Here is a 26,393-nt window from a genome sequence, read left to right as displayed (position 1 = left end):
TTCCGGGATTCGGGGAATAATAACGGATGTTTCTATTCGGCTAAATAATCTTTTTGTTTCACATGCCGGTAGTATTGCTGTAGGCGCGCTTTCAGGTCGCGTTCGGCGGCTTCCAACGCGGGGGTGCGGATTCCCGAAATATCGTTTTTTTGCAGGGTGTCGCTGCGTAGGTAGGCCGACAGCGTCCGTTCTCCGTCGAAAAAGAGCACCAGCGAATCGGTAATGCCCTGGTAAGTTCCGCCCGCATAATTCGACACCATCGGTTCGCGGTCGGTTTCGCGCAGCACGTCCCGTCCGAAGGCGAAATAGGGCCGGTCGTAGCCGGTCAGCCCGAGCAGCGTCGGCATCAGATCGATTTGCTGGGCGACCGAACGGTTTACGCCGCGCAGCGATCCGTCCGGCGTGTAGATCAGGCAGACGATTTGCGTGTTGCCGGTCGGGGTCAGCGTTTTCGGCGCGAAGGTTTCCGACGATACGTGGTCGGCTACGAAGACGAAAATCGTATTTTCGTACCACGGTTCCCGGCTCGAGGTCTCCATGAAACGGCGCAGTGCGAGGTCGGTGTACGCCACGCCTTTGTGTACCTTGGTTTTTCCTTCCGGCAGCGTCGCGGCGTATTTTTCCGGAACGACGAACGGGTGGTGCGAACTGAGCGTGAAAGCCGATGCGAAAAACGGCTGAGGCGTTTCGGACAGCACGCGGCTCATGTACTGTAGGAACGGTTCGTCCCAGATGCCCCAGTAGCCGTCGAAATCGTCTGTGCCGCACCGTTTTTCATAATCCTCGCGGCTATAATAATCCTGTACGCCGGCCTGCGCCGCATAGGCGCCGAAACCCATCGAACCGCGTCCCGAACCGTTGAAGAACGACGTTTTGTATCCTTTTTCGGCCAGCAGTGCCGGCAGCGCCTTCATCGGGGCGAGCGCCTGCGGCATCAGTACGAACGGCGTCCGGTAAGAGGGGATCGACGACAGCACCGAGGGCAGCGCCTCGATCGATTTGTGTCCATTGGCGAATGCGTTCTGGAAATAGTATCCTTCGCGCATCAGCGAGTCGAGGAACGGAGTGTACCCGTGCCCGTCCGGATAGAGGTCGGGATTCAGCAGCGCCGAATGTTCGCTGCTGAAACTTTCCAGGATGAAAATGACGATATTGCGGTCGCCGAACGCAAGGGAGTCGCCCGCAGCGGCCTCCGGCCGGTGGATCGGGGTGTAAATGGCCTCGAGCGTCCGGTCGTCGAAGAATTCGGTGTACGCGATCGAGCGGTTGCCGAGCGTCCGCAGCATACAGAACGGGTTGCTGAGGATCAGGTTCGCCTTCGGACTCGACGCGGTATACAGCGTGGCGTTGCTGAGCGTGATCGGGCGCGTTTGTCGGCTGAATCCGCCCCGTATGCCCCCGATGGACAGTCCGACTGCGACCAGCAGCGCCGGCAGATGGATCAGCGCGTAGGCCGTGTTCGACCGGATCCGCGACGGAGCGACCCGGATGCGGCGGTAGGCCCAGACGAGGGCGGCGATCAATCCGGCGGCAAACAGCGCGACGTACCAGTTTTCGGCGAGCGCTTTCAGCAGTACGGTTCCGGTATTGTCGTTGTTGCCGAGGTAGGAGAGTTCGTCCGAGGTGAACCTTTTTTTCGCGTAGTGGTAATAGACGCCGTCCGAGACGTTGACGATCAGCGCGAGGGCGTTGGCGACGGAAAAAAGCCAGAACAACATCGTGCCGTACCACCGCCGTTCGCGCAGCCGCAGCGGTACGAGCGACAGCACGATGAACAGCGAGTTGACGTACAGGATCGACACCGTGTCGAACACCAGGCTGCCGTGTAGCAGTCCGGGCAGTTCGCTTGCCGCGAGCGGCCCGATTTCGGCCCGGTTCTGCAGGAAGAATACGATGCGGCACAACAGCCACGCCGCGTACAGCAGTCCCAACCTCAGGACGAGCGCCAGCGCCGGGCAGAATCCGTCGAAATGCCTGCCGTTTTTCCGGTTCATTTTTTCGTGCGTTTTCCTTTGATGACGATTTCGGGTTTGCAGTAGACCGTCGAATGGGGCGGAACCGACTCGGTGAGCCATACGTTACCGCCGATCACCGTGTCGTGGCCGATCACCGTGTCGCCGCCGAGGATCGTGCTGCCGGCGTAGATGATCACGTTGTCCTCGATGGTCGGATGACGCCGGACGCCCGAAAGCTCTTTGTCGACAAACGTGGCGCCCAGCGTGACGCCCTGGTAAATTTTGACGTTCCGCCCGATAACGGTCGTTTCGCCGATGACGATCCCGGTGCCGTGGTCGATGTAGAAGTTCGGCCCGATGGTGGCTCCCGGGTGGATGTCGATTCCGGTCTGGCTGTGCGCGTATTCCGAAATCACGCGCGGCAATACCGGTATTTTCAGTTTGTGCAGCACGTGCGACAGGCGGTACACCATCACGGCGTAGAATCCCGGATAGCACAAGATCACCTCTTCGGTGCAGTAGGCCGCCGGGTCGCAGTTTTTGTAAAGGTTGGCGTCCTGCATCAGCCGGGTGTATATCAGCGGGATTTCGCCGAAAAACCGTTCGGTGAGATGTTCGCAGCAACAGTCCATGTCGGCGCACAGCGGGCTGATGATCTCCAGGAAATCGTGCTGGAGATTCTCCCATTTCAGATCCATTTCCTTCAGCGAGATGTTCCTTTTGTCCCGTACCGGGAACAGCAGGTTGGTCAGCGTGTCGATGAAACGGCGCGTGGCCACCTGAGACGGAACTTCGCGGTAAAACACCTGCGTCATCTTGTGCAGGCGGGACGGGAAATTCTTGATTACGTCGGCCATAGTCTATCTGATTGCCCGATCGTCCGGAGCGTCGGCCGGCCGACGGCCGGCTTCGTCCTCCGCGATCAGTTGTTGAATATACAGTTCGATGTCTTTTTTCAGTTTTTTATACAGGAAACACTCCTTATACTGTTCGTTGTCGAGCAGTACCTCGCGCACGTTGCGCAACGAGTTGTTGTAATTGCTCAGTTCGTTTTTCAATGACACGCCCTGCTTGGTTCCCGAAGTGATCCGTTCGACGGTCATGTCCCGCAGCCGTTCGCAAACGGTGTGCAGAAGGATCAGCACCACGTTGTCCAGCAGCGTATGGCCCTGCATGAAAAAATAGACATTGTCGGTTTCGACGCCGAACTGCCGGATATGGCGCCCGAAAGCGGCCACTTCGCCGATCCAGGTCGGATGGTTGGCTTCCAACGTTCGGAGACGCTTTTCGACCTGACGGCCGAGCCAGTGCAGCGTTTCGGCGCCGTCGTCGCGCAAATCGAGGTAGTTGAGCCGGACGCTGCTGCGGAAGTCGAGCAACGAAAAGGCCTTTTCGCTTTTGCGGCGGGCGGAGTAGGCGTACCACAGGAACAACGGGTAGATCGTCCGCGAATAAGCGGTCATGAACTTTTCGAAGTTGAAGATCAGCGTATCGTTTTTGGTCGCTTTGACGCACACCTTATGCAGCGACGGGGGGTGGCACAGGAAATTTTCGGTCGCATAGGCGTAGGTGTGGAACAGCCTCGGGGTGTTGTTCACCAGCCGCGACTGGTCGTTGAAGTTTTTGAACAGGTAGTCGAAGTCGCTGTCCATGCACAGGATCGTATCCCGGTCGCGCTCGTCGATCATCGCCAGCAGGACTTTTTTGCCTTTTGCCAGGTCGTCGCGCAACGGGACGCTGATTTCGAACTTCAGCCGCTCGGTTTCGTAGTCGTCGAAGATGCTGCGCCAGAACGCCACGTCGTCGTACCCTTCGACGAACACGCGGATCAGCCGATACGCGCCGTTCGCGTAACGGGAAACCATCGGAACCGTTTTGGCCGGTTCCTGGAGTCGTATTGCCTGCCGTTCTTTCCTGCGTTTTTTCATATTCGGGTTCGGTTTGGATAAAGGCCGATGCGTTACCGTTCTTCCGGCAGCGTCACCCGCACCACTTCGATCCCGACGCGCTGCAACAGGTCGAGACCGTCGGTCGAATGGTAGTCGTCGCAGTAGACTACGCGGCGGATGCCGCTCTGAATAATCAGTTTCGAACATTCGATGCAGGGCGACGACGTGACGTACAGCGTCGAGCCTTCGCTGCTGTTGTTCGATTTGGCCACCTTGGTGATCGCGTTCGCTTCGGCGTGCAGAACGTAGGGTTTGGTCTTGCCGGCCTCGTCCTCGCAGATGTTCTCGAATCCGGCCGGCGTGCCGTTGTAACCGTCCGAGATGATCATCTTGTTCTTGACCAGCAGGGCGCCTACCTGCCGGCGGACGCAGTAGGAGTTTTCGGCCCAGATCCGGGCCATTTTGATGTAACGAATGTCGAGCTGACGTTGTTTTTCTTCCTGGTATCCCATAAAAAGATGTCGTGTATGCCGTTTCAGTTTTTATTCGATGTAAATTTCCAGCAGTTTTCCCTGTCCGGTCAGCGTTACCTCCTCGATGCAGGCAGGTACCAGTAGGGTCTCGCCTTTTTTGACGGTTTCGGAGCCGCCTTCCCAGCCGAGCGTCGCCCGTCCTTCGGTCAACATGTAGACGACGAACGAATCGCGCTCCACGTGGTTGCGTTCGACCGCGCCGTCCAGTCCGATCAGGTTGACGGTGAAGTAAGGCGATCTTTTCAGCGGAACCGCTTCGTTCGTCCGCGGTTCGGCGGTGATACGGTACGGGATGTCGTTGTCGAAACGGATCGCGTCGGCGGCCAGGTCGGTATGCAGTTCGCGCCCTTTACCCGAAGCGTCCGTGCGTCCCCAGTCGTAAATCCGGTAGGTGACGTCCGAAGCCTGCTGGATTTCGGCCAGCAGGATTCCCTTGCCGATGGCGTGGATCGTGCCTGCCGGAATGAAGAATGCGTCTCCGGGGCTTACTTTCGGACGAGAAAGAATTTCGGGTAGCGTGCCGCGCTCCACGTGTTCCGCATAGCGTTCGCGCGATACGTCCCCGTCGAATCCCAAGTAAAGCTCGGCTCCCGGATCGCAGTCCAGGACGTACCACATTTCGGATTTACCGTAACCGCCGTACCGTTTCGCCGCCAGGGCGTCGTCCGGATGCACCTGCACCGAGAGTTTGTCCTGCGCATCGATGTATTTGATCAGCAGCGGAAACTGCAGGCCGAATTTCTCGTAAATTTTGTCGCCTACCAGATCGCCCATATAGACTTCGATCAACTCTTCGAGGTTGTTTCCGGCCAGTATGCCGTTGCCGACGACGGATACGTCGCCGTCGAGGCCGGAAATTTCCCAACTTTCGCCGATCGTACGCTCCCGGGGCAGCCGTTTTCCGAGTTTTTCGGACAGCCGCCGCCCCCCCCAGATACGCTCTTTCGGCCGAGGCCTGAATTTTAACGGATACAGCATTCGCAACGTTTTAGCGAGCCCGGCTGCGGACGGTTCCCCGGAACGGAGAACGCAACGGCAGACAAAGCCCTGAATTTTAACGACAAATTTAACAAATTATGGCAACTTTTCATACCTTTGTTCCCGCTGCCGGTTCGCGGCGGCGGGTCGCAAGTGCGGACTTATGTGGCAATCAGCCCGATACCGTGAGGCGTGCCGGCGATTATTTTCGGATTATTTTAACCTCGCATCCGCCATGTGTTTGTTACGGGTAGAACAGGTCACCAAGCGTTACGCCGCTCATACGGCGCTCGACGACGTGTCTTTGGAAGTTCCGCGGGGGGCGGTTTACGGGTTGCTCGGGCCGAACGGCGCGGGCAAGACGACGCTGATCCGCATCATCAACCGGATCACGGCGCCCGATAGCGGCCGGGTGTTTTTCGACGGACGGCCGCTCGCTCCCGACGACATTTACCGGATCGGCTACCTGCCCGAAGAGCGCGGATTGTATAAAAAAATGCGCGTCGGCGAACAGGCGCTCTATTTCGCGCAGCTCAAAGGTCTTTCGAAGCGGGAAGCGACGGAGCGCCTGAGGGCGTGGTTTGAAAAATTCGGGATCGCCGAGTGGTGGGACCGGAAGGTGGAGGAGCTCAGTAAGGGGATGGCGCAGAAGATCCAGTTCATCATCACGGTATTGCACCGACCGGCCTTGCTGATTTTCGACGAACCGTTCAGCGGCTTCGACCCGATCAACGCCAACCTGCTGAAAAACGAAATCCTTGCGCTGCGCGACAGCGGGGCGACGGTGATTTTTTCGACGCACAACATGTCGTCGGTCGAAGAGATCTGCGACCATATCACGCTGATAGACCGTTCGCGCAACGTCCTGAGCGGCGCTGTCGGCGAAATTCGCCGCCGGTACGGCGAATCCGTTTTCCGGATCGATTTCGCGGGCGACCCGGCGGCGCTGTCGCAGCAGGAGCTGCAGCCTTACTGTTCGGTGCTCGGCATAAAACGCGGGGCGCCGTATCATACGGCCGAAGTGCGGCTCGTCTCGCCGGACGCCGTGCGTCCGCTGATCGGGCTGCTGAACGAACGAACCGAACTGCACGGCTTTTCGGAAGTGATCCCCGGGATGAACGACATTTTTATCCGGGCAGTCAACGGACAACTTGAACAAACCGACCATGAGTAAGATAGGATTGATTATCGGTCGCGAATTCAACCAGCGGGTGCGGAAACGGACGTTTATCCTGACGACCGTGTTGACGCCGCTGTTGATGGTCGTCCTGATGGTGGCGCCGGTACTGCTGAACAAGGTCGGCGGAAGCCGGCAGTTGGAGATCCTGGTGCTCGACCGCAGCGGTTGGATCGCCCCGCAGTTGCAAAGCGGCGCGCTGCTGAAGTTGACGCCTACCGACTTGTCCGAAGACGAGCTCGGCGCACCGGGAAACCGGTACAACTACCTGGTTATCGGTGAGGACGTTCTGTCCGATCCCGGGGATGTCCGTCTCTATACGAAAGAAGCCCTGACGTTCGACGTTGAAAACGATCTGAAGTCGCAGTTGGGCAGGATTATCGAAAAGCGGAAACTCGAAGCGCACGATATCCGGAACCTGTCTCAGATCATGCAGGAGGTCAAAACGGACGTTTCGATGCAGACTTTTCAACGGCACGATACCGGGGAACGACGGGCCAGTTCCGGCGTCCTGTCGATGACCGCTTCCTATCTGTTCGGGTTCCTGATCTACATGTTCGTTTTCATGTACGGCGTGATGGTCATGCACGGCGTGATCGAAGAGAAAAACTCGCGGGTGTTGGAGATCATCGTTTCGTCGGTCAGGCCGTTCGAACTGATGCTCGGCAAAATCCTCGGCATCGCGTCGGTCGCGTTGGTGCAGTTCCTGATCTGGGTTGCGCTGATCCTGGCGCTGGGAACGGCCGCCCTGCACCTGCTGACGCCCGACGCGTTGATCCGGAGCGCGGCCGTACCCGGGGTTGTGCCGCAAATGGACGCCGGTACGCTTGCGGCGATCCGGCAGGTAACCGACGGCGGTTTCCTGCTGAAATTGTTCGGCGGTTTCCTGGTTTATTTCGTCGGCGGCTACCTGCTCTATGCGGCGATTTTCGCGGCGGTCGGCAGCGCCGTCGACAACGCGCAGGACGCCCAGCAGTTGCAGATGCCGGCCACGATTCCGCTGGTTTTCGCGATCGTCGTGATGTTCACCACGATGCAGAACCCGAACGGGACGCTGTCCGTTTGGTGCAGCATCATCCCGTTCACCTCGCCGATCGTGATGATGGCGCGCATTCCGTACGGAGTGCCTGCGTGGCAGTTGGCGCTGTCGGTCGCGTTGCTTTACGGCAGTTTCCTTTCGATGGTGTGGGTGGCCGGCAAAATTTACCGGGTGGGGATTTTCATGTACGGCAAGAAGCCCGGATTCGCAGAGTTGTACAAATGGATAAAATATAAAGGATAATTAAATTGTAGTCCAATGAAAGAGTGTGTATTGGTAACCGGCGGAGCCGGGTATATAGGAACCCATACGGCGGTCGAGCTGATCGCGGCGGGGTACGACGTGGTCGTGGTCGACAACCTTTCGAATTCCGAACGGGCGGCGGTGGACGGCGTGCGTGAAATTACCGGCGCGGAGATCCCGTTCGAGCAGGTCGACTGCGACGATAAGGCTGCGCTCGCCGGGGTGTTCGACAAGTACAAATTCAATTCGGTCATTCATTTCGCGGCGTCGAAGGCCGTCGGCGAATCGGTCGAAAAACCGCTGTTGTATTATCGCAACAACATCCTGTCGCTGGTGAACGTGCTGGAACTGATGCGCGAAAAGGGCGTCCGCAACATCGTTTTCTCATCGTCGTGCACCGTGTACGGGCAACCCGAAGTGCTGCCCGTGACCGAGCAGACCCCGCGTCAACCGGCCACATCGCCTTACGGGAATACCAAGCAGATATGCGAAGATATCCTGCGCGACACGACGGCGGCGTACGGGGAGCTGTACGGCATCGCGCTGCGTTATTTCAACCCGATCGGGGCGCATCCGTCGGCGTTGATCGGGGAGCTTCCGAAAGGGATTCCTGGCAACCTCGTTCCGTTTATTACGCAGACGGCGGCCGGGATTCGGCCGTGCCTGAGTATTTTCGGGGACGATTACGATACGTCGGACGGTTCGGCTGTCCGGGACTATATCGACGTGGTCGACCTGGCCCGCGCGCATGTGGTGGCGGTCGACCGGATGGTCGGCGGCAAGAGCCGGTCGAATTACGAGTTTTTCAACGTGGGCACCGGTCGGGGGCGTTCGGTGATCGAACTGGTCGAAACGTTCGAAAAAGTCACCGGAGTCGAAGTGCCGCACAAGATCGTCGGCCGCCGGGCCGGAGATATCGAAAAGATCTGGGCCGACACCACGTTTGCGAACCGGGAACTGGGGTGGAAAGCCACGCGTCCGATCGAGGAGACGCTCGCTTCGGCCTGGGCCTGGGAAAAGCACTTGCGCGGGATGAAGTAGAAGGACGGGATTCGAAAACGAAAAAACCGCCGCATAAAAATGCGGCGGTTTTTTCGTTCGCTGGAGAAGTCCGGTTCGCTATTTGGTGGCGTCGCAGACTCCGCGCAGGTAGCCGATCGATTCGGCCACGCCGGGCAGCGGGTTTTTGCCGTCCTTTTCGAATTCGAGGCTGACCACTCCGGTATAGCCGATCTTGCGCAGCGTTTTGACGATTGCCGGAATGTCCATGATCCCGCGTCCCATTTCCCAGGTCTGGCCCGCTTTCGACGCTTCGGTCTCGTCTTTGATGTGGATGTCGTAGATGCGGTCTTTGTACTTTTTCAGGTCGTTCACGCAGCTCGCTCCGAAGCGCGCCGTGTGTCCCAGGTCGATGCAGATCCCAATGCGCGGGTCGAGGTCTTTGATGTGCGCCATCACGTCGGCGGCGTCCGGGAATGTTTGGGTATCGGGGCCGTGCGTATGGATCGCCATCCGGACATTGTATTCCTTGATCTTTTCGTTGACGTAAGGCAGCAGCTCGTAGGCCGGAACCCCGATGAAAATGTCGGCGCCGTAGCGTTTCACGTATTCGAACGCGCGGTCTGCGTCGGCTTTCGAGTTCATGTAGATCGGGCCGAGGATGTAGCCGTTCACGTCGGCTGCCGCCAGCTTCGCCTTGAAGGCTTCCATCTGTTCGGTAGTGCTGTTCATCGGCAGGTGGAAATCTTTTACGCTCATGTATTTGACTCCCATCTGCTTCATCATCTTCAGGGTTTCGTCGATGTTGAAATTGCGGAACGAAAAGCCGGCGACGCCGATTTTGAAATCTTCCGAACCGTGTTTCGTTACGAATTGGGCCGATGCCGTGCACGTTCCCAGCAGCAGCGCCGCGGCGGAAAATAACGTGATGAAATTGATTTTTTTCATGATTATTTGATTGGTTAAGGTTTTCGGGAATCGGGTTCAGGGGATCGGGACAAACCCTTCGGCCCGGACTTTCCGTTTTCCGTTTTTCGGAAAATCGGGAGCAGCGCTTTCGGAACCGGTACGATCGCCCGCCGTCATCGTTACGGCAGGAGGCGGTGCGGGGATAACCGGAGAGATTTTCATAGCGCGGGTTTTGGGGAATCGTTGCGGATGCGTTAACGTGTTTTGAGCCGGATGTTCCGGAATTCGATCTTCATCGGGGGGCCTACGTGCACCTGCATACCGATCAGTCCTTTGCGGGTGCGTTCGTGCGGATCGCCGTCCACGACAATGCTCATCACCTTTCCGTTGATCAGATGGATCAGCGTGTTGCCTTTGGCGATCACGTGGCACGCGTTCCAGCCGTCGCGGTCGATTTCGGCGAAAAGGGCGTCTTTGTCTCCGGTCGAGCCGATTACGTGCGGTTTTTTTCCGGGTTCGGCCTGCGTCGCCTGTCCGCGCAGCGCCAGAAAGGTGCGGCCGCGTTCCTCGTAATTCTGTCCCGTCCACTGGCCGGGGCCGTCGATATCCAGTTGGTATCCTTTCAGCGCGTGTGCGACGCCGGGCACTTTCACGCTGCGGTAGTTGATTCCGCTGTTGCCCTCCGGGGAGACCCGGTATTCCATTTTCAGTTCGAAATCCGCTGGCGTCCCGCCCTTCCAAACGATGAACGAATTGCGCTCCAACAGCGTTTCCGGCGTCACTTCGCCGACCATGCGGTCTCCTTCGACGCGCCAGTAAACCGGGTCGTATTCCCAGCCGTCCAGCGTTTTGCCGTCAAAAATGGCCAAGAACCCGGTTTCCGGTACATTTTCGTCCGGGAACGGGGATTGTGCGCCGAGCGGTTCCGGCATCCAGCAGAAAGCGGCTATACAGGCCGCAAAAACCGTTTTGTTCGCCGCGTGGCGAAGCGAGAGCGAAATCGTCGTCATTTTGGATCGGTTTGGGTGCGCGGGTCTCAGGTGTGCCCGTGCACGGGTTAGCTTACACGGAAATATCCGTGCCGTTAAATATCGTCGGAATTGAATTTATATCCGAGTCGTTTACCGGTCTGCATTTTCGAGTTCTCGATCTTGGTGTTGAGCTGGTCTACCGTGACCACTTTCACCGCGTCGTACGGCGGAACCAGCAGGTCGAAGTCGACCGTATAGTCGATCGCGTTCTCGATGATGTTCAGCAGCGCCGCCCGGTCGATCCGCTGCGTGCCGAAACTGTTGTGCCGCATGCTGATCTGGCGTTTCCCCTCGACGAAATACTGCATCTCGCGGTTGATGAAGATCCGTCCGATCAGGTATCCTTCGTCGGCGCTCCGGTTGTACCGGAACGAATCGGACAGGAAGTTGTAGATGTTGATCATCCCGCAGTAGGAGTTTTCGCGGGCCTGTTGCACGTAAGAGTTCTGCCAGATGATGTGCTCGCGGTTGAATTCGAAGACGTTGCTGTGCATGCTGAAGATCAGGATGTCGTCCGCGATTTGCAACTGCGCTTCGAATTTTCCGCGGTCGCGGTATTCGATCCGCGCCTCTTTGCCCGCCTCTTCGAGCGTATCGTCGATTTCCGACGACATTTCGTGCAGGACTTCTTTCAGGTTGCCGAACACGGAGAACGTGTTGTCGAACACTTGCTGGTTCAGCGAGGCTTTGTTACTCAGTTTTTCGATGATGCCGTTTCGTATACTGCCAGGGTCACCGTCCATAATTTTGCTAAGGTTATCGTTAAGGTTTGGTATTTTGGGTTTCGTCGTATTTACATGAGTCGGATCTGCTGGCCTTCGGTCACCTGCGAATCGCGGCTGCGGCGGTTGATGTTGCACAGACTCTTCAGTCGGATGCCGTACATTTGCGAAATGCTGTGCAGCGTTTCTCCGTCGCGGGCTACGTGGATCATCTTGCCGTTCGAACTGCGTTTGGCTTTCGGCCGGATGTAGATCATATCGCCGGTTTTGACGTTCGAATGGATGTCCAGGTCGTTGTATTTGACCAGCTTCTTGGGCGATACCCGGAATTCCGACGCTACGCTTTCCAGCTTGTCGCCGTCGCGCACGACGATGAACAGGCTGCCGTTGTTGCGGTACACGGTATGGCCGCCGTTGCGTCCCTGGATGGATACCGAATAATTGTCCACGTCTACCATATCTGCGGGCGACGCCGACGGAATCGGTTCTGCGACGGGCTCTTCGACGGGGGCGGCGTTCTCCGCGATGCGGACGTCTTGTCCTTCGTCGAGCAGGAAGAGCTGGTAGTCTTCGATGATCTTGATCAGTTGCTGGGCGTATTGCGGGTTGGTGGCGTAACCGGCCTTCTGCAATCCGTGGGCCCAGCCTTTATAATCCGTGGGGTCGAGTTTGAACAGGTCCTGATACCGGGCCGATTTGTCCAAGAACTCGGAATGATCCCTGTACGATTCCTCGACCGAAGGGTATTTGCGGAAACATTCGTCCGGGGCGTCGTCGGTATGCGAGATGGTCTGCCCCGTCCAGTTGCTTTTGCACTTGATGCCGAAATGGTTGTTGGCCTCGCGGGCCAGACGGCTATTGCCGTTGTCCGATTCGAACAGCGCCTGGGCCAGTTTGATGCTCGCCGGGATGCCGTAAATATCCATCTGTTCGACCGCCAGCGGTTTATACTTCAGGATATAGGCCTCGCGGGTCAGTTTTTGTTGTCCTTCGGCTGACGCGGTCGTGACGGCGAGCAACGCGAAAGTCAGAACGATTTGTCTGAGATTCTTCATATCGGGGTTCGGTAAATGCTTCCGACAAAAATAATATTTTCTTGGAATTTGCGCAAAAATCTTTAGCTTTGTATGTAACTTTAACGGAAAACCTATGTTTACGACAAAAAGCAATCAGATATTTTCACAAGCCATTGCCGATTATCATCGTTTTGACAAGGTGGATATGCCGATCGACAATCCCTATAAAAACGGGTCGATCGAATATTTGTTGTATTTGAAAAACTGGATCGACACGGTTCAGTGGCACCTGGAGGACATCATCCGCGATCCGCACATCGATCCGGAAATCGCGCTGAAAATCAAACGCCGCATCGACCGTTCGAACCAGGAGCGCACCGACATGGTGGAATACATCGACAGTTATTTTCTCGATCTGTATAAGGACGTTCCCGTAGCGGAAAATGCGACGGTCAATACCGAGAGTCCGGCCTGGGCGATCGACCGCTTGTCGATTCTCGCGCTGAAAATTTATCACATGGCGCAGGAGGTGGCTCGTAAAGATGTATCACTGCAACATGTCGAAGAGTGCGGCCGAAAACTGGCCGTACTGCGGCAGCAGCAGGACGACCTGTCCGCGGCGATCGACCAGTTGCTCGAAGATATCGCCGCGGGGCGTAAGTACATGAAGGTTTACAAACAGATGAAAATGTATAACGATCCGGAGTTGAATCCGGTTCTGTACGCGTCGAAATAACATGGCGGTAATTTCTCGGTCGACTTCCGTGCGTTTGCTGGTGATCCGTTTGTCGGCGATGGGCGATGTGGCGATGGTCGCTCCGGTACTGGTAGCCCTGCGCAGAAACTATCCGAATCTGCGCATTACCGTTTTGACTCCGAAATTTTTGCAGCCGTTTTTCCGGGAAGTCGGAAACATCGAGTTTTTCGCGCCCGATCTGAAAGGGCGGCACAAGGGAGTGGCCGGCCTGTTGCGACTGGGGCGCGATTTGGGCCGTTTCGATATGGTTGCCGATTTGCACGACGTGTTGCGCAGCAAGGGGTTGTGCCGTCTGATGAAACTGCGGGGCACCCGGATCGAACGTATCGATAAAGGGCGGGCCGAAAAAAAAATGCTGACGGCTCCGGAAAACAAGCAGCGGGTGCAATTGAAGACGACCGTCGAACGTTACCGCGAAGTATTCGTCCGGCTCGGGTTCGATTTGCCCGAGATCCCTCTTCCGAGCCGCATCCGTTACCCGATGTCGGAAGCGGTGGCCCGGTTGGCCGGCGCGCATGACGGCACATGGATCGGAGTTTCGCCTTTCGCACAGCACGAAGGGAAAATTTATCCGCTCGACAAGATGCGCGAGGTGATGCTGCGGCTGGCCCGTATTCCCGGCGCACGTATTTTCGTTTTCGGGGGCGGGGATGCCGAAAAAGCGTATGCCGAAGAGGTGGCTGCGCTGCGGGACAATATCGTATCGGTGATCGGGCGCATCCGTCTCGGTCAGGAAATGGAGTTGATTTCGAACCTGGACCTGATGGTGAGCATGGACTCTTCGGGGCTGCACATGTCGTCGTTGGTCGGGCTGCCGGTGGTGTCCGTCTGGGGGGCGACCCATCCGTTCGCGGGATTTTACGGTTTCGGCCAGGACCCGGCGCTGGCCGTTCAAGTCGATATGCCGTGCCGGCCCTGTTCGGTGTACGGCAACAAACCCTGTCTGTTCGGGGATTACCGGTGTATGCGTCAGATTACGCCCGGGATGATCGTAAGCCGGGTATGCGGTCGGTTGGGCGTGGAAATACCCTCCGGGAATGCGGATTAGAAAAACTTTTAAAGCAACGGTTTGGGCGTCGGCCGCGATTTGTGTCGCGGCAGTCCTATTTTTGGGCGTATCGTGGATCGCCGAGTACCGGCCCGACGCCCGGGAAACGGTGATCTACGACACGGCGGAACCCGTTTTTCTGCCCGATACGCTGACCGTCCTCAGTTGGAATATCGGGTATGCGGGCCTGGGCGACGACATGGATTTTTTCTACGACGGCGGAAAGCGGGTCAGGGACAGCCGGCGGCGAACGTTGGAGAACCTGCGGAATATCGTCGCCGAGCTCCGGAAAGCGGACGCCGATATCATGCTGTTACAGGAGGTGGACTGCGATTCGCACCGTAGTTACGGAATCCGGGAGGTGGATTCGCTGCGCGCAGCTTTTCCGGGATACGTGCTGTCGTTCGCTTATAATTACCGGGCGTGGTGGGTGCCTATTCCGCTCCGAAGTCCGATGGGACGCGTCGGGAGCGGGCTCGTGACGCTTTCGCGGGTCGTCCCGCTACAAGCTCAACGGGTGCAGTATCCGTCGGCCTTTCCGTTTCCGGTGCGGTTGTTCAATCTGAAACGCTGCTTGCTGGCCTTGCAGTTCCGGACGGCGGGCGGCGATACGGTGCTGATCGGCAATACGCATAATACGGCTTACGATGCCGGTGGGATGCGCGATGCCGAAATGCGTTTTCTCGGCGGGATGTTGCGACGGGATGCCGCGCGCGGAGTCGTTTCGGTGGTCGGCGGCGACTGGAATCAGTATCCGCCCGGATATACGCCTTCTCCGGAGGAACTTTCCAACGAATTTTTCGTGCCTCAGGCGGTCGATTCGCAGGTTTTCGGGCCGGGATTCCGGTTCGCGTACGACGATTCCGCGCCTTCGCTGCGTTACCTGGACGCTCCGTGGACGCCGGTTCCGGAAGACGGGGAACCTCGGCAGCGGCCGCAGACGACGCTGACCGATTTCTTTCTGGTCTCTCCGGGCGTCCGTGTCCTGTCGGTGCGTACGCTGCCGCTCGGTTTCCGGTCGAGCGATCACAATCCGGTCGTGATGAGGGTTGTGTTCGAAAATACCGCCGGCGCGGGCTCGCAATAATTTGTGTGAAATAATTCACAGTTCGTAGCCTGAATCCGTAAAAAAAACTACCTTTGGGTTCTGGAAATAAAAAGTTTGTTGCCGTTATGAATATACCAGCCAATTTGAAGTATTCGAAAGACCATGAGTGGATACGGGTCGAGGGGGCCGAGGCCTATGTCGGGATTACCGATTTCGCACAGAATCAATTAGGAGATATCGTTTTTGTCGATGTCACGACGGTCGGCGAGACGCTGCCCCAGAACGAGGTGTTCGGTACGATCGAAGCGGTGAAAACCGTTTCCGACGCGTTCCTGCCGGTCGGCGGAGAAATCCTCGAATTCAACGAAGCGTTGAACGACGCTCCCGACCGGGTCAACAAGGACCCTTACGGGGAGGGCTGGATCGTGAAGATCCGGATGACGGACCCCGCCGAGCTGAACGTGCTGCTCGGCGCGGACGATTACGGCAAGCTGATCGGCTGAGACGCCGGTTGCGCGGATACGAATGGATAAGGACTTTTTTAAAAAATAAATTTGAAGTATGAGCAAAGTAACAGTAGTGGGTGCGGGCAACGTGGGTGCGACCTGTGCCAATGTAATTGCTACAAGGGAAATCGCCGACGAGCTGGTTCTCTTGGACATTAAAGAAGGAGTTTCGGAAGGCAAGATGTTGGATATTTTCCAGACGGCCACGCTGATGGATTTCGACACCAAACTGACCGGCGTTACGAACGATTACGCCGCTACGGCGAATTCGGACGTGGTAGTCGTTACGTCGGGGATGCCGCGCAAGCCGGGCATGACCCGCGAGGAGCTGATCGGCGTGAACGCCGGCATCGTCGCTTCGGTAGTGGGCAATATCCTGAAATATTCTCCGAAAGCGATCATCGTGATGATCAGCAACCCGATGGATACGATGACCTACTTGGCGCTGAAAAAGACGGGTCTGCCGAAGAACCAGTTGTTCGGTATGGGCGGCGCGCTGGATTCGGCCCGTTTCAAATGCTATCTGAGCAAGGCGCTGAACGCTAATTCGAACGAAATCGAAGGCATGGTGATCGGCGGTCACGGCGACACCACGATGATTCCGCTTTATTCGAAAGCGAGCTACAAAGGTATGCCGGTAACCGAACTGCTGAGCAAGGAAGAGGTCGAGAAAGTGGTCGCCGACACGATGGTGGGCGGCGCTACGCTGACCAAACTGCTGGGTACTTCCGCATGGTACGCGCCGGGCGCTGCGGGAGCCTATGTGGTCGAGTCGATCATCCGCGACCAGAAAAAAGTCGTTCCGTGCTGCGCTTACCTCGAAGGCGAATACGGCCAGCAGGATATCTGCATCGGCGTACCCGTCGTACTGGGTAAAAACGGCGTCGAGAAAGTGCTCGAACTGAACCTGAATGCCGATGAAAAAGCCTTGTTCGAAAAGAGCGCTGAGGCTGTCCGCAAGACGAATGCGATCCTGAAAGAGATAAAAGCTTTGTAAATATCTTCCGGTTTCGACAGGTAAGGCCGGCAGGAAGCCGGCCTTTATTTTTTAAAAAAAAAGTATCCGTTGTCTGGAAAAAGCATTTACGGAATGCCGCTCCGGATACGCCTAAAACTTAATGAACGATGAAACGAATGATCCTGTGGTTGCAGGCGGTTCTGTTTTGTGCGCTGACCCTGCAGTGTTCCGATGATAAAAACGGAGAATCGTATACCTTTCGGCTGTCGATTAGCGATTGGCCGATAACGCCCGGTTCGCTTTCCCAGCGGGTGGACATTGAGGCTCCCGACAGATGGTCGGCTGCGGTTGCGTATGCCGAAGCGGAGAGCGAACCTTGGTTGACCGTAGAGCCCGCGTCCGGGCGGGCCGGACGCAGTTCGTTCACCCTGAAAGCGAAAACCAACCCGTCGCTCGGTGCCCGTAACGCTACGGTGACGGTAACCTGCGGCGGCGAGTCGCGGACGATTGCCGTAAGTCAGCCTGCCGGGGAAGGGGTCGAGGTAACCCCGACGGAGCACGAGCTGGAGTACTGCGATACGGTGATCCGGGTGACGGTGTCCCATAACGTTTCCTTCCGGGTAGACATTGTCTACCTTTCCGGCGGACAGACGAAATGGATTACGCAGGTTCCTTCGGGCAAGTCCGATGTGGAAAAGTCTGAAGTGAAGTTCAACGTGGCGGCCAATACGAACGGGACTCAAACCAGTACGCCGGAACGCAAAGCCGTTATCCGGATTACCGACGTTTCCGGAAAAGCGACGGACGTGCCAGTGCTTCAACGCGGGTACGACGACGGGACGCGTTCGTTGAAAGTTATGACGTTTAATATTCAGACGACCAACACCCGCCCCTGGGACGAGAGGCGGGAAGGCGTCGTGAAAATGCTGCGGGAAGAGAATCCCGATATGTTCGGCTTGCAGGAGGCGCGGATCGACGTGCTGAATACGCTCGACGAGCGGCTGGGCAACTATGCGCGGGTCGGGATCGACCGGGACGGAAGTCCGCAGAGCAGCGAATACATGTCCGTTTTCTACCGGAAAGACCGTTTTGTATTGGTTGCCAGCGGGAATTTCTGGCTCAGCGAGACGCCCGACCAGATGTCGATCGGATGGGATGCGGCTTACAGGCGGATTGCCACCTGGGTGAAGCTCCGCGAGCGGGATTCCGGCAAAGAAATTCTCTATCTGAATACGCATTTCGATCACAAGTCGGCGACCGCGCGGCGCAATTCGGCGGAACTGATCGTCGCCCGGCTGAAAAAATACGGCGCCGACGATCTGGCGACATTCGTTACCGGAGATCTGAATGTGGCCTATACCAATGCTGCGATGGCCCCGCTGACCGGCTACCTGACCGGGGCCCGCGAGTCGTTCAGCCCGATGGATCAGACCCCGACTTTCCATAACAACGGTTCTTCGGCTGCGTTTATCGACCATATTCTGTACCGCAACATCGACGCCCCGCAGAGTTACCGGGTGCTGACCGACTGTTACGGCGTGCAGAAAGACGGCAAGGATTATTATCTGTCGGATCATTATCCGGTCACGGCCGTTTTTTCCTACATGAAGCCGTAAACGGCGGTTGCACAAACCGGTTTCCCTTATCGGGGGACAGATGCCCTTCCGGGTATTTGCCCCCGTTTTTCGCATACCCTGACGCGCTTTCTTATTGCGTTATAAAATAATACGATAGAAAATAGAAGAAGCAGAGTGCGGTACGAAACGGACGATTCCTGAAAAAGCCGGACTGTTTCGGCTGTGAACGCATTCCGGAATGGATGCCGCGCGCCGAAGTACCGGCGGAGGGTTTCTGTTCGGTAATATGCCGGGACGGCCCGGAGAGATCGTCTCTTTTTGATAAAAAAGATTACTTTTGCATTAAAATGCGTGTGAAATGGCCGAACCAGAAGAAATCGCCGGAGAAGAGCCCGTTGCTGCCGAACCTGCCGCCGCATCGCCGAAACAGCCGGAGCCGTCGACGCGTCCCGTGTCGCGTCCGTCCCGGTTCGAGCGCTATGTGAGGCGGGTGATCTCCGGGAGCATTCTGGCCGATGCGGAGGTGCAGAAGCACTACCCGTACGTGTTGTTTATGGCCGTACTGATGTTTCTGTATATCGCCAACGGGTTTCATACGCAGAAGCTGCACCGGCAGCACGAAAGGCTGACCGCGCGGGTCAAGGAACTGCGTGCGCAGTCGCTGACCATTTCGTCGCAGCGGATGATCGCCACGCGGCAGAGCGAGATCATCCGCGAACTGGAGGAGCGGGGCATTCCGCTCGATGAGTTGGTGAGCCCGCCGAAGATCATCGACAAGTAGCGCCGTATGGAGGAACGCAAACCGGATATCAAAAAAGGAATATTGCATCGCGTGCAGGTGCTCTATGTGTTGTTTTTCATCATCGGCCTGATGATCGTGGGCAAGATCCTGTATCTGCAGTACGGACCCAAAAGCGGGCGGTTGCGCAGCGAAGGGACGACTATCACTTACGAGCGGGTGGCGATGGAAGCCGACCGGGGCGATATCCTCGCCTGCGACGGCCGTATTCTGGCCACTTCGGTGCCGGAGTACGAAGTGCGGATGGACTTCGCCGCCAACGGACTGGTCGATTCGATTTTCCTGCGCGACGTCGATTCGCTGGCTTATTGCCTGTCCGATTTTTTCGGCGACAAAAGCAAGAGCGCTTATAAGCTGAAATTGATCAATGCGTTCCGGGAGCGGAGGAAAAACCGTTACGTGCTGCTGTCCCCGCGACGCGTCAATCATTTGGAAATAAAAGAGATCGCCCGTTTCCCGATATTCCGGCTGGGGCAGAACCGGGGCGGTTTCATCGCTAAGCAGACCAGCCGTCGGCTGCTGCCTCACGGCGATATGGCCAAGCGCACGATCGGCATGGTGAACCAGACCGGGACGAAAGTCGGTATCGAGGGCGCTTTCGATAGCGTGCTGCACGGTATCGACGGAAACGTGCTGATGCAGCGTATTTCGGGAACGTTCCGGGTTCCGGTTCCCGACGAGATGAACGTCGATCCGGTGGACGGTATCGACGTGGTGACGACGCTCGACGTCGATATCCAGGACGTGGCCGAGAAAGCGCTGCGAGAGCAGCTCGAAACGATGCAGGCCGATTGGGGGACGGCGATCCTGATGGAGGTTTCCACCGGCGAAATCCGTGCGATCACGAACCTGACCCGCAAGGGCGAGGGAAACATCGTCGAAGATTACAACTACGCGATCGGGATGAACATGGAGCCCGGTTCCACGCAAAAGCTGGCATCGTTGATTACGCTGCTCGACGATGCCGGGGCCAGTCTCGACGAAAAATACGATACCGGCAACGGTACGGCCATCATCGGTCGCACGAAAGTGACCGATACGCACGGTTACGGCTTGCTGACGTTGAAAGGCGTTTTCGAAAAGTCGTCGAACGTCGGTTTTGCCAAAGCGGTGAATAAGTATTACAAGGACGATCCGAAACGCTTCGTCGAACACCTCTATAAAATGGGTTTGAACGAGCCGCTCCACCTGCAAATCGCCGGCGGCCAGAATCCTGTGATCCGCAAGCCCGGAGACCGCTGGTGGGACGGGACGACGCTGACGAACATGGCTTACGGGTACGCGCTGCTGCTTACCCCGATGAAAACGCTGACGTTCTACAATGCGGTGGCCAACGACGGGCGGATGGTGAGCCCGCTGTTCGTCAAAGAGTTGAGGCAGTACGGGCAGACGTTGCGGACCTACCGGGCGCGAACGATGGTCTCTTCGATCGCCTCGGACGAGACGCTGAAAGAGGTTCGCGCGGCGATGCGCGGCGTCGTGGAAGAGGGAACGGGACGCATCCTGAAAAGCCGTTATTATAAGGTGGGCGGCAAAACCGGTACGGCGCAGATTCCGGTGAACGGGCGCTATACCGACCGCAACGGCGGACGGCACTACCTGGCGACGATGGTGGGCTATTTTCCCGAAGACGATCCGAAGTACAGTTGCCTGGTCGCGCTCAAGACTTACAATGCTCCGGGACACCGGAGATTTTATTACGGGGCTTCGCTGGCCGGGCCCGTATTTCGGGCGATTGCCGACCGGGTGTACGCCAAAAATACCGCTTGGCAGGATCCGTTGTCGCAGCGAAAGGAAAAAACGGATGAAAAGCCCCGGCTCAAGGCCGGTTGCGCCGACGAAATGCGTGAAGTCGCTTATCGTTTCGACGTCCGTTACGAAGGACGGCGCGGACGGACCGACTGGCGGGGAGTGGAAGCCGTCGATTCGGCCGGGATTGCGTATACAAGCTACGAGGGATGGTCGGACGAAGTGCCTTCGGTGGTCGGGATGGGCCTGAAGGAGGCCGTTTATCTGCTGGAACGCCGTGGAATGGTCGTCGCGTTTTCGGGGGTCGGCGGCGTCGAGTTCCAGTCCGTCCCGGCCGGAACGAAAGTGCACCGGGGAATGCTGATTCGGCTGGAACTCGGCTGTACGCCGTTGGAACCGGGGATTTACCTGAAGGAGAAAAAGGCGGACAGCTCGGCAGATTCCGTGGCTTCTTCGGGCCGCGGCGATTGAAAATCGAGCAAGAAGAAATAGCCGATTCGTATAATTCCGGGAAAAAAGATATCTTTGTAACGCAGCGTAAGTTTTATGGGAAGACTGTTTCGATACTTTTTACTGGCAATGGCCCTTTCGGTGATCGTTCCGCGCATTTTCGGCGACGGTCCGGCCGCGGAATGCGCGCCGGCGCTCGAAACGGTTTGCGACCAGATCACCGAAGCCGCTCCGCCGGGAGAGTTGCACCGGTTCGTCTTCGCATCGTTGCAGAGCGATTTGGCGCCGGGGTCTTCCGGTTTCTGTTCTTTCGTAACTAAAACGCCCGTGTCGCGGGTGTCGTCCCTGTTCCGTTTTTGTGCGAATGCGGTGTCTGAGAACCGCGTCGTGAGCAGCGGACCGCTGACGCGGCTGCGATTCCAGCAGCGGTGTTTCGACGGCTGGCTTGCGGCATTGCAGCACACGGGGTATTACGTCTTTTTTCTCAGAAAAATCATTGTTTAGCCGATTCCGATCGAACGTTCGGTGCAGGCGTCCGGCATAGTCGGTTGCGTCGGCCGTACGACGGTTTTCCGGAACGGTTTCCGGTGTTGTTTCCCCCGGCGGAGGGAGCATTCCGCCGCGTATTTTATCAATCACCGAATAAAACAATGAATCATGAACAACGATTTTAAAGTAATCGACGACACGCTGTACAGCGGCGTCGCCGCAGAAGATATCATTCAACGCAGAAAAAGTCCCGTAATCGCCTTGATCGTCGCTCTGGCCGGCAGCGCGCTGGCCGTCTGGAGCCTGACTTCCGATACGATGGTCGATCGCGGCAACCTCTCTTCGATGCTGATGCTCGTCGGGGGGCTGATTGCCATCGTCGGGTTCATCAAGGCCGGGGTGACGTTCAGCTCCGCGGCGCCGGTCTATAAACCGACCGGGGAACGGATTCGCCGGTACGAAATCTATTATCAGGCTGCCGATAAGCCGGCCCTGTGCGCCGCCGTATCGTCGGGCGATATGGAGCGCCTGGTGAATATTCCACGCAACGACAAATCGAGCAGCCTGTTGCTGACGCTGTATGCGACCGAGAGCGGTTCGTTCTCGATGGGGCAGGTGTCGCAGTACGTTCCCCACGCTTTCGAGCCGGTTACCGACGTCGTGCGGTTTTCCGCCGAGCAGGGCAAACTGGCGGTCGGACTGGTCTGACCGCCGTGTAGTCACGGATGCCGGTCCGCCCCGAAAGGCGGGCCGGCTTTTTCTTTTCGGGAGCGTCCGGCGGAAGCTCGGGGCGGAATGTGAAAAAAATGCTAAAAAACGATCGTTTTTTACGGGAAATGAATAAAAATAGTAATTTTGTCCGTTGCTGAATTGTGAGAAACGCCCCATGTTGTTATTCGGGAAATACATTTTGATTGTAATCGTCGCCGTGCTGATGTTGTGCGTGCTGAGTTACATTTCGGTGCCGGTCTATGATTTTCAGTCCGGCCGTTCGTTCTGCGGGGATTCCGTTTACAATCCGTATGCAGGGGCCGATTCGTCCTGTTGGCGGAAAGCCAATTTCCATGCCCATCAAAAAGAGAAACCCCAGTGCGATTATACGGTCGAACAGATGCTCGAAGCCTATCGCAGCAACGGGTACGATATCATGAGCATCTCGGATCATCAGTGCCTGAATACCGAGCATGCCGACCGCCCCGGATTTATCCCGACTTACGAACACGGTTACGGGATCAACGGTTACCATCAGTTGGTGATGGGGGCCGAACGGGTCACGTGGCGCGATTTTCCGCTGATGCTGACCCAGTCGCAGATGCAGTACATGTTGCACTGGCTGCGCCCGCAGGCCGAGGCGCTGGTGCTGAACCACCCGGGCAAGACGCGGATCATCGACCTGGCGGTGTACGGCTGGCTACGCGGGTACGATCTATTGGAAATCAATCCGGAACGGGGCCGCGAGCGTTCCGAGCAGTACTGGGATACGGCGCTTTCGGCCGGGATCTATTCGACCCTGATCGGCGACGACGACGCGCACAATATCCGCAACCGGTCGTCGTGGTTCCAGCGCTGCTTCACAATGGTCAATACGCCGTCGCTACGCCCCGGGGATATTATGAAGTCTTTGAAAAAAGGGGCCGCTTATGCGGTATACGTTCCGCACGACGTTAATAACCGTCCCGATCCGCACGGAGACCTGCCCCGGATGGAGCGCATTTCGATGCAGGGCGATACGATTCGCATCCGGGTCGACCGGCCCGCTTCGGCGATCCGGTTTATCGGACAAAACGGAACGCTGCTTGCAGAGGGAAGCGGGGCCGAGGCCGTTTATGCTTTTCGGAAGAACGATGCCTACGCGCGTGCCGAAGCGCATTTCGACGACGGAACGATCCTGTTTTTCAATCCTTTCGTGCGGACTGCCGACGGTAATCGTCCCGTCAACGTATTCGTTCCGGTGGTGAATTACCCGCTCACGGTGTTGTGCCACCTGCTTTGGTTCGCCTTGTTGGCCGGGCTGACCGCCCTGATGCTGTACCTGTCGGGCGTGCGCCTCGGAAGCTTGTATTACCGGTGGAATCCGTCGGTCGCGCCGGAACGAACGAAACCGGACCGACGGGAGACGACCGCCGGTTCGTAACGACCGGGACTGTCGTAAAAATGAATATGTCGGGTCCGAATGCCGGGCCCGTTTTGGGAATATGACACATCTGGATCCGATCATCTCAGACCTTGCGTTGATCCTCGCCGTCGCGGGGGTTACGACGCTGCTGTTCAAATGGCTGAAACAGCCGGTCGTGTTGGGTTACATCGTCGCCGGGTTCCTGTGTAGCGGAAATTTCCTGTTACAGGGGGTTTCGAACATGGGGAACGTGGACATCTGGGCCGAGATCGGTATCATCTTCCTGTTGTTCTCGCTCGGCCTCGAATTCAGCTTCAAAAAATTGATGAACGTCGGCGGCCCCGCGCTGATGACGGCACTGGTCGTGATCGTCGGGATGATGTGCTCCGGCTTTATGGCGGGACGGGCCCTCGGCTGGACTTCGACGGACAGTATTTTCCTCGGCGGGATGCTGTCGATGTCGTCTACGACGATCATTATCAAGGCATTCGACGATCTGGGGCTCCGCAGCCAGAAGTTCACGTCGCTGGTGTTCGGGGTGCTGGTGGTCGAAGACCTGTTCGCCGTAGTGTTGATGGTGATGCTGTCGACGCTTTTCGTGCAGCGGGCGGTCGAACACGTCGTGATCGCCGAACAGCTTTTCAAACTGATCTTTTTCTTGATTCTGTGGTTCGTCGTGGGGATCTATCTGATTCCTACGTTCCTGAAAAAAATACGGAAATTCCTGAATCAGGAAACGCTGCTGGTGATCTCGCTGGGCCTTTGCCTGATTATGGTCGTGCTGGCGACTTACGCCGGATTTTCGTCTGCGCTCGGGGCGTTCATCATGGGGTCGATCCTAGCCGGGACGGTACAGGCCGAGAGCATCGAGAAGGTCATCGCTCCGGTCAAGGACCTGTTCGGGGCGGTCTTCTTCGTGTCGGTCGGGATGCTGGTCGAGCCGGCGATGCTGGTGCAATACATCGTGCCGATCGTTTTTTTGACGGTGGTCGTGATCGTCGGACAGATATTCTACGGGACGCTCGGTTTCCTCGTGTCGGGACAGAATCTGAAAATCGCGTTGCAGTCGTCGTTCTCGCTGGCGCAGATCGGAGAGTTCGCCTTTATCATCGCGTCGCTCGGACTGTCGATGGGGGTTACCAGTTCGTTCCTTTATCCGGTCGCGGTGGCCGTGTCGGTCGTGACCACATTTACCACGCCGTTTATCATCCGGCTCAGCGATCCTGCCTATCACCGGATCAACCGGTTGATTCCGAAGCGGATGAAAGCGCTGCTGGCCCGGTACAGCGCCGGGTCGCAAACCGTCAACAGCGAGCGGGAGTGGATGTCGCTGCTGAAAAAGTCGCTGTTGAACATGTTTATCTACTGCGTGCTGTTGGGCGGCGTGGTGTGGATCTCTTCGAGTTACTATTCGCCGTTCGTCGAGGAGCGTTTCGAAGGATTCGCCGGCAAACTGATCGCTACGACGACGACCATTCTCTTTATGACGCCGCTGTTGTGGGGGCTTGCGGTGCGGCACCTGAATCGCAGGCTGTTCGTGCCGCTGTGGAACGATCCCCGTTTCAACCACGGGTTGTTGGTGTCGTTGATCGTGCTGCGGATTCTCCTCGCGCTGATGTTCGTACTGACCGTAGTCGCTCACCTGAGTTCGTACCGTTGGGGGGCGTTGATGGCGTTCGCCATTCTGCTGTTGCTGTTGGCGCTGTTCTGGAGACGGATCAAAAGAGGATACCTGCGTTTCGAACAGCGTTTCTTTACCAACCTGAACGAAAAAGATGCGAGCACCGTCGTGACGACCGGGAACTACCGCGCCAAGTTCCTGCATATGGCTAAGATGACGGTTTCGGCCGACAGCCCGCTCGTCGGGCGGTGTTTCAGGGAGTTGGATCTCCGCCTGCGCTACGGGGTGACGGTGGTGTCGGTGCTGCGCGGCAGCCACCGGTACAATGCGCCCGGCGCATCGATGGTGCTGATGCCGTCCGACGAGATTTCGGTCGTCGGGACGGATGCGCAGTTGAGCCAGTTCGCTTCGAAGGTCGAAGTGCCGCTGTCGCCGGTCGATCGGGAAGAGGCGACGATGCAAAAATTTTCGGTCGGCGAGCATTCCGTACTGATCGGTATGACCGTTTCGCAGTTCGGCATGATGTGCCGAGGGGCCTGCTTGATCATCGGGATCGAACGCAGCGACGGCTCGTACGTCAGACCGCTGGGACTGGTGCGTTTTCAGCCGTACGATATGGTTTGGATCGCCGGCGACCGGGAGACGATCGAACAGGTGCTCGTCGGAACGAAGCCTCCCGTACCGAAAACGGAAAAAAAGCTCGTACGGCGGATTCTCCGCAAGAAATGATTTTGTCGATAAGATGTCAATTAAAAGGCATCTTATTTTTTATTTCTCCGGTGTA

Annotated in this window: 24 protein-coding genes; 15 read left to right on the top strand and 9 right to left on the bottom strand. The window is 57.2% G+C overall.

The features are described from left to right. Positions 1-32 precede the first annotated feature (32 nt). Genes PGR91_RS01775 through PGR91_RS01755 form a run of 5 tightly spaced genes read right to left on the bottom strand, consistent with a single transcriptional unit; the run spans position 33 to position 5,355 of the window. Positions 33-1,994 carry an LTA synthase family protein gene (locus PGR91_RS01775; RefSeq protein ID WP_101571856.1) on the bottom strand — a complete coding sequence of 654 codons (1,962 nt, stop codon included), beginning with the start codon at positions 1,992-1,994 and terminating at the stop codon, positions 33-35. Further along, the gene (gene epsC, locus PGR91_RS01770) at positions 1,991-2,812 is read right to left on the bottom strand and encodes a serine O-acetyltransferase EpsC (protein ID WP_055202682.1); all 822 of its coding nucleotides are present in this window, start codon (positions 2,810-2,812) and stop codon (positions 1,991-1,993) included. Before epsC ends, PGR91_RS01775 begins: the two co-directional genes overlap by 4 nt. 3 nt (positions 2,813-2,815) lie before the next feature. Next, complete coding sequence (locus PGR91_RS01765) at positions 2,816-3,883, bottom strand: DUF4435 domain-containing protein (protein WP_118655497.1); 1,068 nt, start codon at positions 3,881-3,883, stop codon at positions 2,816-2,818. Between the two features lie 32 nt (positions 3,884-3,915). After that, on the bottom strand, positions 3,916-4,356 hold the full coding sequence (locus PGR91_RS01760) for a deoxycytidylate deaminase (RefSeq protein WP_055202678.1): 441 nt from the start codon (positions 4,354-4,356) through the stop codon (positions 3,916-3,918). A gap of 30 nt (positions 4,357-4,386) precedes the next feature. Further along, positions 4,387-5,355 carry a type I phosphomannose isomerase catalytic subunit gene (locus PGR91_RS01755; RefSeq protein WP_101571853.1) on the bottom strand — a complete coding sequence of 323 codons (969 nt, stop codon included), beginning with the start codon at positions 5,353-5,355 and terminating at the stop codon, positions 4,387-4,389. A 235-nt stretch (positions 5,356-5,590) separates the two neighbouring features. On the opposite strand from PGR91_RS01755, the gene PGR91_RS01750 reads away from it, so the two are divergent. From PGR91_RS01750 to galE, 3 genes are read left to right on the top strand one after another with little or no spacing between them, the layout of a single operon-like run. Further along, positions 5,591-6,529 carry an ABC transporter ATP-binding protein gene (locus tag PGR91_RS01750; protein ID WP_101571852.1) on the top strand — a complete coding sequence of 313 codons (939 nt, stop codon included), beginning with the start codon at positions 5,591-5,593 and terminating at the stop codon, positions 6,527-6,529. After that, a complete protein-coding gene (locus PGR91_RS01745; RefSeq protein WP_101571850.1) occupies positions 6,522-7,814 on the top strand; it encodes an ABC transporter permease in 1,293 nt (430 codons plus the stop codon). Before PGR91_RS01750 ends, PGR91_RS01745 begins: the two co-directional genes overlap by 8 nt. Positions 7,815-7,829: 15 nt before the next feature. Further along, positions 7,830-8,855 (top strand): UDP-glucose 4-epimerase GalE, encoded by a 1,026-nt coding sequence (gene galE / locus PGR91_RS01740; RefSeq protein WP_118655495.1) that lies wholly within the window; start codon positions 7,830-7,832, stop codon positions 8,853-8,855. Between the two features lie 78 nt (positions 8,856-8,933). On the opposite strand, the gene PGR91_RS01735 is transcribed toward galE, so the two are convergent. The 4 genes from PGR91_RS01735 to PGR91_RS01720 form a co-directional block, all read right to left on the bottom strand. Next, complete coding sequence (locus PGR91_RS01735; protein WP_101571846.1) at positions 8,934-9,761, bottom strand: sugar phosphate isomerase/epimerase family protein; 828 nt, start codon at positions 9,759-9,761, stop codon at positions 8,934-8,936. A 215-nt stretch (positions 9,762-9,976) separates the two neighbouring features. Then, entirely contained in the window at positions 9,977-10,732 is a 756-nt protein-coding gene (locus PGR91_RS01730) for a 3-keto-disaccharide hydrolase (RefSeq protein WP_259336692.1), read from the bottom strand. A 74-nt stretch (positions 10,733-10,806) separates the two neighbouring features. Then, a complete protein-coding gene (locus PGR91_RS01725; protein WP_101571844.1) occupies positions 10,807-11,496 on the bottom strand; it encodes a hypothetical protein in 690 nt (229 codons plus the stop codon). A 50-nt stretch (positions 11,497-11,546) separates the two neighbouring features. After that, the gene (locus tag PGR91_RS01720; RefSeq protein WP_118655493.1) at positions 11,547-12,530 is read right to left on the bottom strand and encodes a glucosaminidase domain-containing protein; all 984 of its coding nucleotides are present in this window, start codon (positions 12,528-12,530) and stop codon (positions 11,547-11,549) included. A 94-nt stretch (positions 12,531-12,624) separates the two neighbouring features. On the opposite strand from PGR91_RS01720, the gene PGR91_RS01715 reads away from it, so the two are divergent. The 12 genes from PGR91_RS01715 to PGR91_RS01660 all read left to right on the top strand — a co-directional run bounded on the left by PGR91_RS01715 (position 12,625) and on the right by PGR91_RS01660 (position 26,338). Continuing rightward, positions 12,625-13,227 carry a DUF4254 domain-containing protein gene (locus PGR91_RS01715; RefSeq protein ID WP_055202660.1) on the top strand — a complete coding sequence of 201 codons (603 nt, stop codon included), beginning with the start codon at positions 12,625-12,627 and terminating at the stop codon, positions 13,225-13,227. 1 nt (position 13,228) lies between these two features. Continuing rightward, positions 13,229-14,296 (top strand): glycosyltransferase family 9 protein, encoded by a 1,068-nt coding sequence (locus PGR91_RS01710; protein WP_228385747.1) that lies wholly within the window; start codon positions 13,229-13,231, stop codon positions 14,294-14,296. Then, positions 14,286-15,383, top strand: a complete 1,098-nt coding sequence (locus tag PGR91_RS01705) for an endonuclease/exonuclease/phosphatase family protein (protein ID WP_118655491.1) — start codon at positions 14,286-14,288, stop codon at positions 15,381-15,383. The genes PGR91_RS01710 and PGR91_RS01705 overlap by 11 nt, the downstream gene beginning before the upstream one ends. An 86-nt stretch (positions 15,384-15,469) precedes the next feature. Then, on the top strand, positions 15,470-15,847 hold the full coding sequence (gcvH, locus tag PGR91_RS01700) for a glycine cleavage system protein GcvH (RefSeq protein WP_055202656.1): 378 nt from the start codon (positions 15,470-15,472) through the stop codon (positions 15,845-15,847). Positions 15,848-15,905: 58 nt separating this feature from the next. After that, a complete protein-coding gene (gene mdh / locus PGR91_RS01695) occupies positions 15,906-16,847 on the top strand; it encodes a malate dehydrogenase (RefSeq protein WP_055202654.1) in 942 nt (313 codons plus the stop codon). A gap of 128 nt (positions 16,848-16,975) precedes the next feature. Further along, the gene (locus PGR91_RS01690) at positions 16,976-18,424 is read left to right on the top strand and encodes a BACON domain-containing protein (RefSeq protein ID WP_055202652.1); all 1,449 of its coding nucleotides are present in this window, start codon (positions 16,976-16,978) and stop codon (positions 18,422-18,424) included. Positions 18,425-18,743: 319 nt separating this feature from the next. Next, the gene (locus PGR91_RS01685) at positions 18,744-19,166 is read left to right on the top strand and encodes an FtsL-like putative cell division protein (RefSeq protein WP_186965846.1); all 423 of its coding nucleotides are present in this window, start codon (positions 18,744-18,746) and stop codon (positions 19,164-19,166) included. Positions 19,167-19,172: 6 nt separating this feature from the next. After that, positions 19,173-21,404: a penicillin-binding protein gene (locus PGR91_RS01680; RefSeq protein WP_118655487.1), complete on the top strand. Its 2,232-nt coding sequence runs from the start codon at positions 19,173-19,175 to the stop codon at positions 21,402-21,404. Between the two features lie 75 nt (positions 21,405-21,479). Continuing rightward, positions 21,480-21,887 carry a hypothetical protein gene (locus tag PGR91_RS01675; protein WP_145996521.1) on the top strand — a complete coding sequence of 136 codons (408 nt, stop codon included), beginning with the start codon at positions 21,480-21,482 and terminating at the stop codon, positions 21,885-21,887. Between the two features lie 153 nt (positions 21,888-22,040). Beyond that, positions 22,041-22,580: a hypothetical protein gene (locus tag PGR91_RS01670; protein ID WP_055202644.1), complete on the top strand. Its 540-nt coding sequence runs from the start codon at positions 22,041-22,043 to the stop codon at positions 22,578-22,580. Between the two features lie 202 nt (positions 22,581-22,782). Beyond that, on the top strand, positions 22,783-24,006 hold the full coding sequence (locus tag PGR91_RS01665) for a hypothetical protein (protein WP_147387355.1): 1,224 nt from the start codon (positions 22,783-22,785) through the stop codon (positions 24,004-24,006). Positions 24,007-24,067: 61 nt separating this feature from the next. Further along, positions 24,068-26,338, top strand: coding sequence for a cation:proton antiporter (locus PGR91_RS01660; protein WP_101572058.1), 2,271 nt, complete (start codon positions 24,068-24,070; stop codon positions 26,336-26,338). Positions 26,339-26,393 lie beyond the last annotated feature (55 nt).

It is taken from the genome of Candidatus Alistipes pullistercoris (genome assembly GCF_027665465.1).
GTDB classification, from domain to species: Bacteria; Bacteroidota; Bacteroidia; order Bacteroidales; family Rikenellaceae; genus Alistipes_A; species Alistipes_A hominis.
The sequence above is the reverse complement of the archived record's forward strand: the minus strand, read 5'-3'. Positions and strand labels throughout refer to the sequence as shown.

What these genes read in the sequence shown, in the direction of transcription:
- PGR91_RS01775 (WP_101571856.1), bottom strand. Translation starts at nt 1,994, where the DNA reads ATGAACCGGAAAAACGGCAGGCATTTCGACGGATTCTGCCCGGCGCTG.
- epsC (WP_055202682.1), bottom strand. Translation starts at nt 2,812, where the DNA reads ATGGCCGACGTAATCAAGAATTTCCCGTCCCGCCTGCACAAGATGACG.
- PGR91_RS01765 (WP_118655497.1), bottom strand. Translation starts at nt 3,883, where the DNA reads ATGAAAAAACGCAGGAAAGAACGGCAGGCAATACGACTCCAGGAACCG.
- PGR91_RS01760 (WP_055202678.1), bottom strand. Translation starts at nt 4,356, where the DNA reads ATGGGATACCAGGAAGAAAAACAACGTCAGCTCGACATTCGTTACATC.
- PGR91_RS01755 (WP_101571853.1), bottom strand. Translation starts at nt 5,355, where the DNA reads ATGCTGTATCCGTTAAAATTCAGGCCTCGGCCGAAAGAGCGTATCTGG.
- PGR91_RS01750 (WP_101571852.1), top strand. Translation starts at nt 5,591, where the DNA reads ATGTGTTTGTTACGGGTAGAACAGGTCACCAAGCGTTACGCCGCTCAT.
- PGR91_RS01745 (WP_101571850.1), top strand. Translation starts at nt 6,522, where the DNA reads ATGAGTAAGATAGGATTGATTATCGGTCGCGAATTCAACCAGCGGGTG.
- galE (WP_118655495.1), top strand. Translation starts at nt 7,830, where the DNA reads ATGAAAGAGTGTGTATTGGTAACCGGCGGAGCCGGGTATATAGGAACC.
- PGR91_RS01735 (WP_101571846.1), bottom strand. Translation starts at nt 9,761, where the DNA reads ATGAAAAAAATCAATTTCATCACGTTATTTTCCGCCGCGGCGCTGCTG.
- PGR91_RS01730 (WP_259336692.1), bottom strand. Translation starts at nt 10,732, where the DNA reads ATGACGACGATTTCGCTCTCGCTTCGCCACGCGGCGAACAAAACGGTT.
- PGR91_RS01725 (WP_101571844.1), bottom strand. Translation starts at nt 11,496, where the DNA reads ATGGACGGTGACCCTGGCAGTATACGAAACGGCATCATCGAAAAACTG.
- PGR91_RS01720 (WP_118655493.1), bottom strand. Translation starts at nt 12,530, where the DNA reads ATGAAGAATCTCAGACAAATCGTTCTGACTTTCGCGTTGCTCGCCGTC.
- PGR91_RS01715 (WP_055202660.1), top strand. Translation starts at nt 12,625, where the DNA reads ATGTTTACGACAAAAAGCAATCAGATATTTTCACAAGCCATTGCCGAT.
- PGR91_RS01710 (WP_228385747.1), top strand. Translation starts at nt 13,229, where the DNA reads ATGGCGGTAATTTCTCGGTCGACTTCCGTGCGTTTGCTGGTGATCCGT.
- PGR91_RS01705 (WP_118655491.1), top strand. Translation starts at nt 14,286, where the DNA reads ATGCGGATTAGAAAAACTTTTAAAGCAACGGTTTGGGCGTCGGCCGCG.
- gcvH (WP_055202656.1), top strand. Translation starts at nt 15,470, where the DNA reads ATGAATATACCAGCCAATTTGAAGTATTCGAAAGACCATGAGTGGATA.
- mdh (WP_055202654.1), top strand. Translation starts at nt 15,906, where the DNA reads ATGAGCAAAGTAACAGTAGTGGGTGCGGGCAACGTGGGTGCGACCTGT.
- PGR91_RS01690 (WP_055202652.1), top strand. Translation starts at nt 16,976, where the DNA reads ATGAAACGAATGATCCTGTGGTTGCAGGCGGTTCTGTTTTGTGCGCTG.
- PGR91_RS01685 (WP_186965846.1), top strand. Translation starts at nt 18,744, where the DNA reads ATGGCCGAACCAGAAGAAATCGCCGGAGAAGAGCCCGTTGCTGCCGAA.
- PGR91_RS01680 (WP_118655487.1), top strand. Translation starts at nt 19,173, where the DNA reads ATGGAGGAACGCAAACCGGATATCAAAAAAGGAATATTGCATCGCGTG.
- PGR91_RS01675 (WP_145996521.1), top strand. Translation starts at nt 21,480, where the DNA reads ATGGGAAGACTGTTTCGATACTTTTTACTGGCAATGGCCCTTTCGGTG.
- PGR91_RS01670 (WP_055202644.1), top strand. Translation starts at nt 22,041, where the DNA reads ATGAACAACGATTTTAAAGTAATCGACGACACGCTGTACAGCGGCGTC.
- PGR91_RS01660 (WP_101572058.1), top strand. Translation starts at nt 24,068, where the DNA reads ATGACACATCTGGATCCGATCATCTCAGACCTTGCGTTGATCCTCGCC.